The following is a 14,916-nucleotide window of genomic DNA, read 5'->3' on the forward strand; positions in this document are numbered from 1 at the left end:
CGCGGTTCGCCGCTGCGAGGCAAACCGCGATCTCGTTCCTTGCGCGCAGGCTTATTCCACCGCCTTCACCATGTCTTCGATCACCTTCTTCGCATCGCCGAACACCATCATCGTCTTGTCCATGTAGAACAGGTCGTTGTCGAGCCCGGCGTAGCCCGCTGCCATCGAGCGCTTGTTCACGATGACCGTACGCGCCTTGTACGCCTCGATGATCGGCATGCCCGCGATCGGCGACTTCGGATCGTTCTTCGCGGCCGGATTCACCACGTCGTTTGCACCGAGCACCAGCACCACGTCGACCTGACCGAACTCGCCGTTGATGTCGTCCATTTCATAGACCATGTCGTACGGCACTTCGGCTTCGGCGAGCAGCACGTTCATGTGCCCCGGCATCCGTCCGGCCACCGGGTGAATCGCGTACTTCACCTCGATGCCCTTCTCGACCAGCTTGTCGGTCAGCTCCTTCAACGCATGCTGCGCCCGCGCGACCGCCAGACCATAACCCGGCACGATCACCACGGTTTCAGCATTGCCGAGCATAAACGAGGCATCGTCAGCCGAACCGGATTTCACCGGACGCTGCTCCGCCGACCCACCTGCCGCAGCCGCACCCGGTTCATTGCCGAAGCCGCCGAGAATCACGTTGAAGAACGAGCGGTTCATCGCGCGGCACATGATGTACGAGAGGATCGCACCGGACGAACCCACCAGCGAGCCTGCGATGATCAGCATCGGATTGTTCAGCGAGAAGCCGATGCCCGCCGCCGCCCAGCCCGAGTACGAGTTCAGCATCGACACCACCACCGGCATATCCGCGCCGCCGATCGGGATGATGATCAGCACCCCCAGCACGAACGCGATCACCGTCATGATGATGAACGGCAGCCACGATTGCGTGAGGAAGAAGATCACGCCGAAGCCGAGCATCGCGAGCGCGAGCAGCAGGTTGATCAGATGCTGGCCGCCGTACACCACCGGCGCGCCCTGGAACAGCCGGAACTTGTACTTGCCCGAGAGCTTGCCGAACGCGATCACCGAACCGGAGAACGTAATCGCGCCGACGAACGTTCCGATGAACAGTTCGACCCGATTACCGTAAGGCAGGAAGCCCGGCGTCGTGTTCTCCGGATCGACGAGCCCGAACGCCGACGGCTCCGACACCACCGCATACGCGATACACACGGCAGCGAGACCGATCAGCGAGTGCATTGCCGCGACCAGTTCCGGCATCTTGGTCATCTCGACGCGCGCGGCGACGAACGCACCGATCGCGCCGCCGATCACCAGCGCGACCAGCAGCAAACCAAGCCCCAGCCCAAGATTCGAACCGAGCCCGTTAGCCTGTTTGACGATGAGCGCGATGGTCGTAACGATCGCAATCGCCATCCCGACCATGCCGAAGGTGTTGCCAATGCGCGCCGTCTTCGGATTCGACAGCCCCTTGAGCGCCTGAATGAAGCAGACCGACGCGACCAGATAAAGCAGCGTGACGACGTTCAGACTCATTACGCGTTCTCCTTGGCAGCGGCGGGGAGCTTCTTCGGTTCTTTCTTGCGGAACATCTCCAGCATTCGTCGTGTGACGAGAAAGCCGCCGAACACGTTCACTGCCGCCAGTGCGACCGCGAGCGTGCCGAAGAACTTGCCGGGGGTGCCCAAGGTCAGGCCCGCGGCGAGCATTGCGCCGACGATCACGATCGCCGAAATCGCGTTGGTCACGGCCATCAGCGGCGTGTGCAGCGCGGGCGTGACGTTCCAGACCACGTGGTAGCCGACGTAGATCGCCAGCACGAAGATGATCAGGTTGATGACGGTGTGGTTGATGACTTCCATCGCCGCTCTCCTTAAGCCTTGCGCGTGACTTCGCCGTCACGGGCCAGCAGCGTGGCCGCGACGATATCGTCCGCGAGATCGATATTCAGGGCGCCTTCCTTCGTGATGATCAGCTTCAGGAAGTCGAGCAGGTTACGTGCGTAGAGCGAGGACGCGTCGGCGGGCACCATCGAAGCGAGATTCGTATAGCCGACGATGGTCACGCCGTGTTTGATGACGACCTTGTCCGCTTCAGTGAGCGGGCAGTTGCCACCGCGCTGGCCTTCGTACTCGGCACCGCGGCCCGCGGCGAGGTCGATCAGCACGGAGCCGGGTTTCATCGCCTGCACGGTTTCGACCGAGATCAGCGTCGGCGCGGCGCGGCCAGGGATCAGCGCGGTGGAAATCACCACGTCGGCCTGTTTGGCCCGTTCGTGGACCAGCGCGGACTGGCGCGTGAGCCACGAAGGCGGCATCGGCCGCGCATAGCCGCCGACGCCCTGCGCGGCTTCGCGCTCCTCGTCGGTTTCGTAGGGCACGTCGAGAAACTTCGCGCCGAGCGATTCGATCTGCTCTTTCACCGCTGGACGTACGTCGGAGGCTTCGATCACGGCGCCCAGGCGCTTGGCGGTCGCGATCGCCTGCAAACCGGCCACGCCCGCGCCGAGAATCAGCACGCGCGCCGCTTTCACGGTGCCCGCTGCGGTCATCAGCATCGGCATGAAGCGCGGATAGAGCGTAGCGGCCAATAAAACCGCCTTGTAGCCCGCGATGTTCGCCTGCGACGACAGCACGTCCAGACTCTGCGCGCGCGTGGTTCTCGGCGCGGCTTCGAGCGCGAACGCGGTCACGCCCGCTGTCGCCAGCTTTAATGAGTTTTCGGTATTAAACGGATCGAGCATGCCGACCAGCGTCGCGCCGCGTTTAAGCAACGGCAACTCGGCATCGGTGGGCGACTGAACCTTCAGGACGAGTTCAGCGCCAAAAGCGGTCGCCGCATCGACGATCTCCGCGCCGGCGGCCGTAAAGGCATCGTCTGGAAAGCTGGCGCCGGTCCCGGCGCCGCTCTGGATCGTGACCCGGTGGCCCTGGGTCACATACTTCTTGACCGTTTCGGGCGTCGCGGCGACGCGGGTTTCGTGCGCGCGCGTCTCGGCTGGCACTCCGATGTGCATCTTGTTCCTCCTCGACTTCCTGTTTTACGACAGATCGGCCGACGAGGCCCGCCGGCTTGCGAGTGCAACGGCTAACGCCTCACTTTAACCGAAACAGGGGGGTGCGCAGAAATCGGGGACAATCCGGGGGTGCCCGGCGGACCGGCCCGACGTCGCGGACGGCGAGCGGCCGGCCCGCCGGTCGTGCCTGTCACCCGCAACCGGCCGCCCGTCGCCGGCCGGCCGCTTCCCGGCAGGCGAGGCCCATAAACGGTAAAATGCGCACCCATGAAACCGGAAACCTGGCTGCCGCACGTCACCGTCGCGGCCATCGTCGAGCGTGACGGGCGTTTTCTCGTGGTCGAGGAGCATACCGTCGACGGCCTGCGCCTGAACCAGCCCGCGGGCCATCTGGAAGCCGGCGAGACGCTGGTGGAAGCGGTGATCCGCGAAACGCTCGAGGAAACCGCCCACCCGTTTGCGCCCGAGGCGCTGGTGGGCATGTACATGACCCATTTCGAGCGGCCCGGCAGTGAGGGCGTGACCTACCTGCGCTTCACCTATTGCGGCACCGGCGGCGCAGCCGATCCGCAGCGCGCCCTCGACCCCGACATCGTCCGCACGTTGTGGATGAGCGCCGACGAATTGCGCGGCTGTCCCGAACGGCACCGCACGCCGCTCGTCATGCAATGTCTCGACGATTACCTCGCGGGCCGGCGTTTCCCGCTCGACTTCGTGCACACGCATTCGGTCGGGCAAAAAAGATAGCCGCAACGAGCGGCCAACCCACGATCCATGAAGTCACGCAGCACCCAGTGAGCATCTTATGAGCAAGCAGAAAGTCGTAGTAGGCATGTCGGGCGGCGTCGATTCGTCGGTTACCGCATGGCTGCTGAAGGAACAGGGCTACGACGTGGTCGGCCTGTTCATGAAAAACTGGGAAGACGACGACGACAGCGAATACTGCTCGACGCGGCAGGACTGGATCGACGTGGTCTCGGTGGCGGACCTGATCGGCATCGACGTCGAAGCGGTCAACTTCGCCTCCGAATACAAAGACCGCGTGTTCGCCGAATTCCTGCGCGAATACTCGGCCGGCCGCACGCCGAATCCGGACGTGCTCTGCAACGCCGAAATCAAGTTCAAGGCTTTCCTCGACCACGCCATGTCGCTCGGCGCGGAAACCATCGCGACCGGCCACTATGCGCGCGTGCGCGAGAACGACGGCCGCTTCGAACTGCTGAAGGCGTTCGACCATACGAAAGACCAGTCGTACTTCCTGCATCGGCTGAATCAGGCGCAGTTGTCGAAGACGCTGTTTCCGCTCGGCGAGATTCCGAAAACCAAAGTCCGCGAAATCGCCGAGCAGATCGCGCTGCCCAATGCGAAGAAGAAAGACTCGACCGGCATCTGCTTTATCGGCGAACGGCCGTTCCGCGACTTCCTGAACCGCTATCTGCCGACCAAGCCCGGCCCGATGAAAACCACCGACGGCAAAGTGGTCGGTGAACATATCGGCCTCGCGTTCTACACGTTCGGCCAGCGCAAGGGCATCGGCCTCGGCGGCAGCAAGGACGGCAGCGGCAAGCCGTGGTTCGTCGCCGGCAAGGACATTCCGTCGAACACGCTGTATGTCGCCCAAGGCCATGATCACTCGTGGCTGCTCAGCCATACGCTGTCCGCGGGCAATACCAGCTGGGTGGTGGGCGAGCCGCCGGCGGACGGCTTTGCGTGCGGCGCGAAGACCCGTTACCGGCAAGCGGATGCGCCATGCACGTTTAGCAGAGCGGGCAGCGGCGAAGGCCTCTTCGAGCTGAATTTCGACGCGGCGCAATGGGCTGTCACACCGGGGCAATCTGCGGTGCTCTACGATGGCGACGTGTGCCTCGGCGGCGGCATCATCGAACATGCGGTCACCGGGCGGCCGGTCGCGCGTGAGCCGCAAAAAGCGGCGCTGCTGACCGCCCGTTGATCCAGACGTCCAATCGTGCGGCAACCCGGCCTGGCGCCGCACGCTTCGCTTTCACGTTTCAATCTGCGCTGCGCGTGGCATCCACGCGTTCGCTCTTCAAACCGCAGCTAGCTTCACCATAACAAGCAGTCGCTCGTTTTCCTTTGCGGCGGATTCCGTCTGCGCCGGCAGCGCTGGCGATCCCGCCGTGACGATCCTCACTGCACTGGAGTCCCCATGTTTTCTCGACGTTATCTGGCCATGTGGTGCGCCGCCGCGCTGTTCGCCGTCTGCGCGGCGTTGGCCGCCACGCAGCACATTTCGTGGTTCTGGATCATCGTGCCGCTCGCACTGGTCGCGCTCGGCCTGTTCGACCTGACGCAGCAGCGCCACGCGATCCTGCGCAACTATCCGCTGTGGGGCCACTTCCGTTTTCTGTTCGAATTCATCCGCCCGGAGATCCGCCAGTATTTCGTCGAAGGCGACACGGACGAAAAACCGTTCTCGCGCGCCCAGCGCAGCATCGTCTATCAGCGCGCGAAGAACGACGTCGACAGCCGTCCGTACGGCACCGAACTCGACGTCAAAGCGATCGCGCACGAATGGATCAGCCACTCGCTCGCACCTACCACGCTCGAGAATCACGACTTTCGCATCGTCGTCGGACCGGATCGCGCGCAGCCTTATTCGATGTCGATCTTCAACGTCTCGGCGATGAGCTTCGGCTCGCTGTCAGCGAACGCGATCATGGCGCTGAACCTCGGCGCGAAGAAAGGCAACTTCGCGCACGACACCGGCGAAGGCTCGATGTCGAAATATCACCGCGAGCACGGCGGCGACATCATCTGGGAAATCGCCTCGGGCTACTTCGGTTGCCGCAACGACGACGGCAGCTTTAGCGCGGAGAAGTTCGCGAAACAAGCCGCCGAGCCGCAAGTGAAGATGATCGAGGTGAAGCTCTCGCAAGGCGCGAAGCCGGGCCACGGCGGCGTGCTGCCGGCCGCCAAGATCACGCCGGAAATCGCGGAGACGCGCGGCGTGCCGATGGGCCGCGACTGCATCTCGCCGGCCACGCACTCCGAGTTCTCGACGCCGCGCGGCCTGCTCGAATTCGTCGACCGTCTGCGCACGCTGTCGGGTGGCAAGCCAACCGGCTTCAAGCTGTGCATCGGGCATCCGTGGGAATTCTTCGGCATTGCCAAGGCGATGCTGGAGACGGGCATCCTGCCGGACTTCATCGTCGTGGACGGCGCGGAAGGCGGCACGGGCGCGGCGCCGCTCGAATTCACCGACCACGTCGGCGTGCCCTTGCAGGAAGGTCTGCTGCTGGTGCACAACACGCTGGTGGGCATCGGCTTGCGGCAGCGTATCCGCATCGGCGCGAGCGGCAAGATGATCACCGCGTTCGACATCACCAAGACACTCGCGATCGGCGCGGACTGGGTCAACGCGGCGCGCGGCTTCATGTTCGCGGTGGTTATCACCCCTGTACTTGTTCAACTATTTGGCAGTCGAAGCATCGACTTGTCTCCAGCGGGTTCCCGACATCGCCCCAGCCCGCTTGCTTTCTCCTGAAGCTGCACAAATTTGTTGCAGGTCTTAGTTTGTCGTGATAATTTGTTATCTACCTTTTACTATTATACTTTTAAGAGGCTGCCATCGTTCAACGCACCCTCCATTCTGTGGTCGATATCCCGATTGCGGAAGGCGCCATCGGGATGAGCATCCCTTTCTTGTTTTTGGTGGATGGGGAAATCAGTCTGTACGCGTTGGCGTGGGCGCGTAACCGATTACTGATGGATGAGGCGAGTCCAGCGGGACTGCTGAAAGGTATCTCCGCGATTGGTCGCTTCTACGACTACTATCAACTTGTAGAGGGTGGGAAACCGCTGTCCCCGGAGGGACTGGGTTTCATGCTTTCGAAGTTCTATGAGGCTCGTCAACACGGGCACAAGCATCTGGGATGGGACGCTGTCCGCAAGAAGACTGCTGTCGACGATGTCCGAAATATCAGCGCTTTCTCTGAGTGGTGTGCCAATAACTTCGGACACGTTCCGGCGAATCCCCGTGAACGAAAGTTGGTCTCCGACCTTAATGTGCAAGAGCAGCGTGAGTTTTACGCGGCGCTGCGACATCGAAAAGACTGGGATTCTCTGGCGCACTTAGTGCCAGCGACCGATGCAGGGAAAGGCATCGTAAATCAACCCACGTTCCGCGTTAAGGCAAAACGCCCGAAGCCCGACTACCGTCAAAAATACTTCCCGCCTGACAAGGTACTTCCGCTTATCCGCGCGACACCATCTGTCCGTGACCGGCTCTACTTTCTTCTTCTCTTCTTCGGCGGCGTTCGAGCGTCGGAGCCTCTTCATCTCTTTGTGACGGACGTCAAAATTCGGCCAGACGGCACGGCGCAAGTCACGTTAGGGCATCCAGAAACCAGTACCTACGAATGGGCCGACGCCCTTCGCGGCCACCGGACAGGAAACCGGGCGACCTTCCTGAAGGAGCGCTACTTCTCAGGTCCGCGCAACGTGCTTGCTCAGCGGCATCCGTTACATGCTGGCTGGAAAGGTATGTCTCTCGATGACGGCAGCCGGCAACAATCGGAGGTCCAATGGTTGTTACCAGAGATGGGACGGTACTTTGCCAAGCTGCATGCTGAGTACATGACATCGATTCGTCGACATGTTCGAGACGACCATCCCTATTACTTCGTCAACGAGCGAAGTGGTCGTCACTTCGGAATGCCCGCGAAGCTGTCAAACATGACAAAAGCGTTCGAACGCGCGGCGCGCAGGATTGGCTTATCGACGACAGATGAAGGCGTCCATCTTCACGGTGGACGGCACTTTTATGGTTACTTCTGTGCTTCGCAACTGCGTCTACCTATCGAGACAACGCAGATGCTTATGCACCACGACAGTCTTTTATCCACGAAGGTCTACTACAACTTAACAGGTGATGTAGCCCGGGATGAGTTGCGCAAGGGTCAGGCGAGGCTCGCCTCTGAATTGCCGTCGTTCCTTGACGCTCAACGCCTGTTACTTTCCAAATGAGACTCCAATGACGGTCCGATTCCACAAAGCACCTGGGTCAGGGAAGCTGGTCGCGTTCAATACGAACGACACCGAGTGGGCGCTCTTGGACGAAATCTCAATGGACGAGATGCACGAGTTCATCGCTGAGTATGAGCGCACTAGAATTGACATTTATTGGGACGAGACCATGCTGTCCCGGTCGAAGGACGGGAACCACCTACGCGTATTCGAAAGCACTCGTACAAACAACACTCAATACTTTAAGGCCATGTATTTGCAAACCATGGCCGGCTCCGAACTGCGTGGTAAGCCGCTGATGCAACACATCCGCGCGCTTCCGATAGAGGAACAACGCTCGCTCGTTGCAACGCACAAGCCCAATTCCCTGTTGGAGTTAAAGGCCGTGTTACTGCAACCGAGGAACGTCATCGGCCCCGCCTTCCATGAGATGCTTGAGCAGTGTGGGAGCGTAAGGCCCTTCATTGAAAGCATCACGGGACCGCTGAGCACGACAGCGGCTGAATACCCGTACAGGTATCTTGAACTCTTGACGATGCTATGGGCGAAGGGTCTCTATCTATTTCCGTTCCTCGTCTCGACGTGGCCCACGCCCGCCAAATGGCTTACGTTGACTGACGCCAGATATGCCGGTCCGCGAGCTGCGCTCATCAAAACGGTCTACATGCTTCCCCCGAATACGTCGGCTGACTTTGCATGGTCGCACACGTGCACGTTCTTCGCCGTCTCGGATATCTCGCGTCACGAAGACCTATCGCCCTCGCATATCGACGACTACTATGAGGTACTGTGCGACAGGTTTCCGACCGAGGAGGACAAGAAGAGTAGCAAGGCCCGAGGGCGACTACGCTTCGTCACGACGGCTCTTTTGCAGCGGTTCAACGTCGCCAACCCCGAACATGCCGTCGAAATCAAGCGACGACCCCGCAACAATGTCGCCCCGGAAAAGCGTCGAGTCGATGGTAAGTTCCGGTGGCTCGCAACAGACCGCCCAGAACTAACTGCGTGGGCAGACGCGTTTCGCGGATACATAGACTCGCTTAACACCGCCAGAATATCGTCGAAGGTGAACCGGCTCAACATATTTGGCGACTTCATTTGTACCCTGTTTGAGCCGCCCACTGGCCCGTTGAGCATAGTGCGCAGCAAGCACATTTACGATGCATCCCTGCGTAACAGCAACACGTTTCTCGAACATTTGCGGGCGAATTACGAATCCGCAAAATTCAGAAACGATACGCTGTCGTCGGTGAGACGCTTCTTCGACTGGTTCAATGATTTCCTTGTAGCAACCGGAAGTTCTGACAGCCATACATTCAAAAACCCTATCTTCACATCGGACTCGACCGGCAAAGACGATTCCCCTAGCAAGACGGAGCGGGACTCCCTTCCGCCTTACGTCATCAAGGAGTTGAAGGAGGTCATTCTCGACAATGACTTCGAGTTCCCGAGACGTAACAAGATATCGTCAGTCCACGTGCTGGATAGCGCCAACGGTGACTATAAATGGGTCTTCTATCCGGGCCCCGCCGTATGCCTTTATACGTTGTTCGACACGCCGATTCGTAGCCATCAGGCGCGGTGGCTGGACATCGGAGTCTTTGATGAGTTCGTCTACGACCCATCAACGAACGCGTCCGTGCCCAATCCATCGAAGGATGCCATCCCTGGCCGACGCGAGGGCGTCCTACGACTGGAGCGCGACGGATTGCGAGCAAACGCGTGGCTCACGTTGTGGATTAACACGAACAAGACAGCCGAATACAACACCAAGCAGATTGGTTATGTTATTCCCTACGTGTCGGAACAGCTTGCCGGGCTTCTTCAATTGTCCATCGACTGGCAGAAACGCTACTTACCTGCACTGAAAGCACCGGTCCCCTACATTGCGTATCAAAAGGAAGTTCGAGAGGCGCCTCGACCAAACGACGTCGTCGGCCCGCAAATCGCTCCGCTGTTTCGCGACCCTCGTAACCCCGACCAGATTCAGCCGGTTAGCTATCCCAAGCTGAAACGCTTCTATATCCAGGTACTGGCAGAAGCACAGAAGCGCATAGAGCGGAAATATGGTCACAAGCTGAAGCTCGTAACCGATAATGGCAAGGGGGGTCTCACGTGGACCGTCGACCTTCATTCCCTGCGCGTCAGTGGTATCACAAATCTCATCGAGGCTGGAGTGCCGCTCGAGGTCGTGTCGCAATTCGTTGCCGGACACGCGACGCTCGTAATGACGCTGCACTACCTAAAGTATTCCCCGGCGAAGCTGCGTCGGTTTCTTGAGCTTGCCCACGAGCGCATGCTGAATGATGAAGACTTTGTTGGCTCGGAGCTATTTGCCGATTATCTTGACGAATTCGCACCCTTCATGCTCGGACAGGAAGGCACGGGTGTGGGCGCCGGCTTCCAGGCGTTGCAGGACAAAACCGGCATCATGACCATCACGTCAGAAGGCATCTGCCCGGGGACATCCTGCAGCGAAGGCGGCCCCGTGGAAAGCGTCGCACAGAATCGATATGCTGCGGTCCCGGGCGGGAAAAGATGCGGCCTCTGCCGCTTCTGGCTCACGGGGCCAGCACATTTGCTGGGCCAAGTCGCAGCAGTGAACAACCTCGCGTACACAATTCGTAAGAAGGGTCTTGAAGTTGCCAGCCTCAATGACCAACGCATCGACGCGGAAGACGAAGGAAACCAACGGAAGGCTCGAGAACTGCGCGACCGCGTTGACATCCTGAATCGCGAGCTCGAAATCGATATCAACGAGTGGGCGGCCAGGTATCGATACGCGGAGAAATCTGTCGCATTGATGGATGAGTACCTCGCAACCAAAGAGCGCGTAGAGGGAACTGACAAAGCCGTCCCGGTTCCGATTCTGACAGCTAGCAGTCCGCTGGAACTGAAAGTGACGCTCGAGGAGGCACATGAGTTCGCGCTGCTTGACCAGATAACCCAGATGAGCGAATTCACCACCGGCTTCAAGAATCGCGAAGCCGAACTCGAGAAAAACGCTATTCTGTCCAAGATGATGGTCGCCAACGGCATCAAGCCGTTCCTTCTGGGACTCAACGAACAACAAGCGCACGAGGCCGGGAACCTTCTCTCCGCCTTGCTGCTCCAGCAAGTGCGCGGACATGAACTTGACGAGGTTCTGAACGGAAAGAGACAGCTCAACTCGTATCCCGGACTGGCCAACGCGTTCAAAGTGCTTGAGGAACATGCTACTCCCGAGGCCCTCGCGGACCGTCACGGCGCAAGTCGTCTGGCAACGTTGGTAGCGGACGTTGGCGGGCAGGACCACCATGCGTTTGATGACGAAGGCGAGGAGTTATTCGGATGAACAAGCTCGCTACGATTGACACCGTCTACAGCGAATTAGTCGCGATGTCGTCGAACCCACGTCAGCGCGAATCACTGGAACGAATCAAAAGAGCTTGCGACTATCTGGAGGAGCAGGGACTCCAGATATCTCCTTCTGCGATTGAACGCTATTGCCTCGACCGGGACTGGTCCGGGCCGAAAGCGCAGTCCATTCGCAACTCGAAGGAGACTCTCCATCGATATGTGGAACTCAGGCAGTCGGGGCAGAAGCTTGCCGCTCGCGGTGACAGAGTAACGTCGGAACCCTTGATTGCCGACGAGACGATTCGCGCATACGTACAGTTGTTGAAGGAAGAGCGCGACCAAGCGATAGCCGCACGCAATCGCATCGAAGCAGGCCTCCGGTCAATCCCCGGAATCCCGGTTGATGACCTGATTCGCGTGGGGTTCGGCGGTACGGCGGCGTTGCCTACTAACGCCGACGAACCAGCGCGTCTATCGTCGGCAGCCAGGGAGGCGCTCAATAAGTTGTTCGAGCCGAACCATCTCGCGAATTGCGGCCTTCAATTACACAAGGAGCGTGTCAGGCAAGTCGTTACCGGGAATGTATTGCTCGAGAAACACCATATCATCGCGCTACGCTCACTGTCAGCTGGGACGTCAGATGAGCCTGCCTCGTAGATGGACGGTAACAGTCGTCGATTGGCGCAATTCCTGACCACCGGTACAAGGGATACATGGCAAGCGGAAAACAACTAGCTGAGCAGTACGTTGGTGTGTTCAGCGTGTGGGTTGCGAGCAAGAGCGACGCAGACTTCCGACAAATCGTCATCCGTGGCGTGCTCTCGCGAACCGAGATAGCTCGAGAATGCGGTTTCGCAAAATCGGTATTGAGCCAGAATCCGCGCATCAAAGATACCCTACGGGTGCTTGAGGACGAGCTTCGTTCGCGAGGCGTGCTACCGGAAGCGGCAAATCCGGCTGATGAGCCCCACGAAGTTATACCCATGCGCGAGCCTAGCCATCATCAAGCCGTGCGAGACGCGGAGAGCCTGCGGCGACTTCAATCCGAAAACGCCAGCCAGAAGGCCGAAATCGCAGACCTGCGGCAGCGTCTTGCGAAATATGAAGCATTGCACGAGGCGCTAGTCCTCACCGGTCGTTTGCCTCGATGACTGACACACGCCTATTACGGGTCACCTCAATCCGCAGCGACAATCCGCTGGGACGCGGAGGGTGCATCTTTTATGGAATTGCGGTTGACGAGTCCGGGAGCGTCCTTGATGCGCGTGAGAGCTTCGTCATCGTCGCTCCTAATCGCCTGCTCGCCAACGCATCAGTGCAGATTGGGCAGTGGTGGCGCGTAAAGGGTGACGCATCGCCTCGCCCGCGAACGGTCAATGGTTTCCGGATACTCGAGCAACAGATTGAGGCTGAAGACCTTGAGCTAGCTTTGCCTTCTGGCGAGCATCTCATTACGCTGCTCTCAGAGGGCGAAGGCTTCATCGGCATTGGTACAGCGAAGGCGCGGCGGCTGTGGGAAGCCTTTGGAGAGCGTCTTTATGATGTACTCGATGCCGGCGACGTTGCAACGATTGCTACGGTGAAGAGCGTGAGCCAGGAGATAGCGCAGCGGCTTGTTGCGGCGTGGCGGCTCTACGGTGATGCACGAACGCTTCAGTGGCTACACAAGCGCGGATTCAGCGTTTCGCTAGGCAGGAAGCTGCTTGCACACTTCGGCGCCGAGACTCGCAACGCTATCGAGGAAGACCCGTATCGATTGCTGTCATTCTCGGCAAACTGGAACACCACGGACAGGTTCGCGCGCGAACACTTCGAGGTTGCCGAGGATGACCCTCGACGTCTACAGGGCGCCATCGAAGAAGTTCTCTACCGCCTGTTCGCTGACGGCCACACCGCTGTCAGCCAGCAGATGGTGATGGTACGCCTGGCGGCCGTCCTTGGGGCGCAGTCTGAGGAGTTCTCGTGGCGCGGGCTCGCGTCTGCGGCGTTGGTCTCGGGGCGGCAAAATGGAAGCTATGTCGTCGGCGCGGACGGTCAACTTCATCAGCTCGGCGCCTATGTCATGGAAACGTCGGTCGCCGGCGCTCTTGCGAGCCGGCTGGCTGACGACAAAGACGGACTACGCCTGCTTGACGTGCCTCGCGTCGATGCCATCATTGTTTCGTACGAGGCCGAAGAAAAACTGACCCTGAACAATGAGCAGCGCGCCGCCGTCCACGCCGCAGCTGCGGGTCGTCTGGTGCTCATCACGGGCGGTGCGGGAGTGGGCAAGACAACCGTCCTGAAGGCACTCTACCGTGTCTACGACGAAGCAGGCGTGCACGTGTTTCAAGCAGCGCTCGCGGGCCGAGCGGCGAAACGCATGCAGGAGGCCAGCAACCGGCCAGCAAGAACGCTCGCTGGCCTGCTGAAGAACACGAAGGAAGAGGACCTCGAGGGTCCCTGCGTGGTGGTTGTGGACGAGGCCAGTATGGTGGATATCATTTCCATGTACCGGCTCTGTTCGATGCTGCCGGCACATGTTCGCCTGCTGCTCGCCGGCGACCCGTTCCAGTTGATGCCCGTTGGTCCAGGTCTGGTACTGCACGCGCTCGTGAATCAGCCGGGCATCCCCTCCGTCGAACTGAAGGTCGCCAAGCGATACGGAGGCGCTATCGCGCAAGCGGCGACGTGCATTCGCGATGGAATCTGGCCCGAACTTCCTGATGTCAAATCGGCACCGATAGCGTTCCTGCATCGCAAGCCCCGCCTGGTCATCGACGACGGTGAGCCGACGTTCCCTATAGCGTCAACGGTTCTCGACTTGTACCGAGAGGCACCCGAGCAAACCCAGATTCTTGCTCCCCGTAAAAACGGCCCGGAAGGAGTGAAGGCACTCAACAAGCTCTGCCAAGCCGCGCTCACGGGAGATACCGAAAAGCTCACACTGTGGAGCGATGAGTTCGACTGTCGGGTGGATACGGGATTCCGCTTGGGTGACCCTGTCGTTTGCACACGCAATCTCTGGGACATCGGCCTTCAAAATGGCTCGCTTGGTCGACTCGTGCAGATTGAGCACGAGCCGCGCGCGCTGTTCGACGACAACGGCGACGCCGCCGGTCACGCAATCGCCTGGATTGCATGGGACGATGGAGGGCGTCGGCCGGTCACCGAGGCGCTCCTCGATGACCTGGAGTTGGCCTACGCCCTCACGGTGCATAAGGCCCAAGGGTCAGAATGGCCACGAATCATCGTGCCAATAACTGGCAATCGGCTTCTCGACCGGACACTTATCTATACAGCCATTACCCGAGCACAGAGCCAGGTGATTCTCGTGGGTGACGAAGGAGCTGCTCGCCGGGCGGTGCAGGCTCTGCCGCGCGCAAATCATCGGAGCACCGCGCTCGGTTCGTTGTTGCGGCGTCAGCTCGCTGAAGAGGCGGTCATCGCCTAGCGTCTTGCTGGGTCAAGGGCGGGCGTAAGCCCGGCGTAGCGAACCCTTGACGCAGCAGACTTTGAGCACGCTGTCGCATGGCCATGGGTGCGGCAGTTAGTGCCCATGGCCATGTAGACCAAAGCGGCGTCCTTCGGCTGAAAATAGTTGCTTAACTATTATGGATGCCTTT

10 protein-coding genes and 1 pseudogene are annotated in these 14,916 nt (G+C 59.9%); 8 read left to right on the forward strand and 3 right to left on the reverse strand.

All coding sequences use genetic code 11. The features are described from left to right. Positions 1-51 precede the first annotated feature (51 nt). The 3 genes from B0G74_RS17110 to B0G74_RS17120 are packed head-to-tail and all read right to left on the reverse strand — an operon-like array spanning position 52 to position 2,986. A complete protein-coding gene (locus B0G74_RS17110) occupies positions 52-1,506 on the reverse strand; it encodes an NAD(P)(+) transhydrogenase (Re/Si-specific) subunit beta (protein ID WP_132376032.1) in 1,455 nt (484 codons plus the stop codon). Then, positions 1,506-1,832, reverse strand: coding sequence for an NAD(P) transhydrogenase subunit alpha (locus tag B0G74_RS17115; RefSeq protein ID WP_012431753.1), 327 nt, complete (start codon positions 1,830-1,832; stop codon positions 1,506-1,508). Before B0G74_RS17115 ends, B0G74_RS17110 begins: the two co-directional genes overlap by 1 nt. Before the next feature lie 11 nt (positions 1,833-1,843). Then, positions 1,844-2,986, reverse strand: a complete 1,143-nt coding sequence (locus tag B0G74_RS17120) for a Re/Si-specific NAD(P)(+) transhydrogenase subunit alpha (RefSeq protein WP_132376033.1) — start codon at positions 2,984-2,986, stop codon at positions 1,844-1,846. 267 nt (positions 2,987-3,253) lie between these two features. Here B0G74_RS17120 and B0G74_RS17125 point away from each other — a divergent pair, with 267 nt between their 5' ends. The 8 genes and pseudogenes from B0G74_RS17125 (at position 3,254) to B0G74_RS17160 (ending at position 14,744) form a co-directional block, all read left to right on the forward strand. Continuing rightward, complete coding sequence (locus tag B0G74_RS17125) at positions 3,254-3,733, forward strand: NUDIX hydrolase (RefSeq protein ID WP_132376034.1); 480 nt, start codon at positions 3,254-3,256, stop codon at positions 3,731-3,733. A gap of 58 nt (positions 3,734-3,791) precedes the next feature. Then, positions 3,792-4,937 (forward strand): tRNA 2-thiouridine(34) synthase MnmA, encoded by a 1,146-nt coding sequence (mnmA, locus tag B0G74_RS17130; protein WP_132376035.1) that lies wholly within the window; start codon positions 3,792-3,794, stop codon positions 4,935-4,937. 216 nt (positions 4,938-5,153) lie between these two features. Beyond that, positions 5,154-6,392, forward strand: a pseudogene (locus B0G74_RS17135) (FMN-binding glutamate synthase family protein); the annotation flags it as partial. A gap of 242 nt (positions 6,393-6,634) precedes the next feature. After that, positions 6,635-7,972 (forward strand): site-specific integrase, encoded by a 1,338-nt coding sequence (locus B0G74_RS17140; protein WP_132376036.1) that lies wholly within the window; start codon positions 6,635-6,637, stop codon positions 7,970-7,972. 100 nt (positions 7,973-8,072) lie between these two features. Beyond that, positions 8,073-11,306 carry a VPA1269 family protein gene (locus B0G74_RS17145; RefSeq protein ID WP_165923875.1) on the forward strand — a complete coding sequence of 1,078 codons (3,234 nt, stop codon included), beginning with the start codon at positions 8,073-8,075 and terminating at the stop codon, positions 11,304-11,306. Further along, positions 11,303-11,968: a gamma-mobile-trio protein GmtX gene (gene gmtX, locus B0G74_RS17150; protein WP_132376038.1), complete on the forward strand. Its 666-nt coding sequence runs from the start codon at positions 11,303-11,305 to the stop codon at positions 11,966-11,968. Before B0G74_RS17145 ends, gmtX begins: the two co-directional genes overlap by 4 nt. A 56-nt stretch (positions 11,969-12,024) precedes the next feature. Next, complete coding sequence (locus B0G74_RS17155; protein ID WP_132376039.1) at positions 12,025-12,462, forward strand: VPA1267 family protein; 438 nt, start codon at positions 12,025-12,027, stop codon at positions 12,460-12,462. After that, complete coding sequence (locus B0G74_RS17160) at positions 12,459-14,744, forward strand: AAA family ATPase (RefSeq protein WP_132376040.1); 2,286 nt, start codon at positions 12,459-12,461, stop codon at positions 14,742-14,744. The genes B0G74_RS17155 and B0G74_RS17160 overlap by 4 nt, the downstream gene beginning before the upstream one ends. Positions 14,745-14,916: the final 172 nt, after the last annotated feature.

Source organism: Paraburkholderia sp. BL9I2N2, from assembly GCF_004339745.1.
Lineage (GTDB): Bacteria > Pseudomonadota > Gammaproteobacteria > Burkholderiales > Burkholderiaceae > Paraburkholderia.

Coding starts and splice junctions, on each gene's coding strand:
- B0G74_RS17115 (WP_012431753.1), bottom strand. CDS start 1,832: ATGGAAGTCATCAACCACACCGTCATCAACCTGATCATCTTCGTGCTG.
- B0G74_RS17140 (WP_132376036.1), top strand. CDS start 6,635: ATGAGCATCCCTTTCTTGTTTTTGGTGGATGGGGAAATCAGTCTGTAC.
- gmtX (WP_132376038.1), top strand. CDS start 11,303: ATGAACAAGCTCGCTACGATTGACACCGTCTACAGCGAATTAGTCGCG.
- B0G74_RS17120 (WP_132376033.1), bottom strand. CDS start 2,986: ATGCACATCGGAGTGCCAGCCGAGACGCGCGCGCACGAAACCCGCGTC.
- B0G74_RS17155 (WP_132376039.1), top strand. CDS start 12,025: ATGGCAAGCGGAAAACAACTAGCTGAGCAGTACGTTGGTGTGTTCAGC.
- mnmA (WP_132376035.1), top strand. CDS start 3,792: ATGAGCAAGCAGAAAGTCGTAGTAGGCATGTCGGGCGGCGTCGATTCG.
- B0G74_RS17160 (WP_132376040.1), top strand. CDS start 12,459: ATGACTGACACACGCCTATTACGGGTCACCTCAATCCGCAGCGACAAT.
- B0G74_RS17145 (WP_165923875.1), top strand. CDS start 8,073: ATGGACGAGATGCACGAGTTCATCGCTGAGTATGAGCGCACTAGAATT.
- B0G74_RS17125 (WP_132376034.1), top strand. CDS start 3,254: ATGAAACCGGAAACCTGGCTGCCGCACGTCACCGTCGCGGCCATCGTC.
- B0G74_RS17110 (WP_132376032.1), bottom strand. CDS start 1,506: ATGAGTCTGAACGTCGTCACGCTGCTTTATCTGGTCGCGTCGGTCTGC.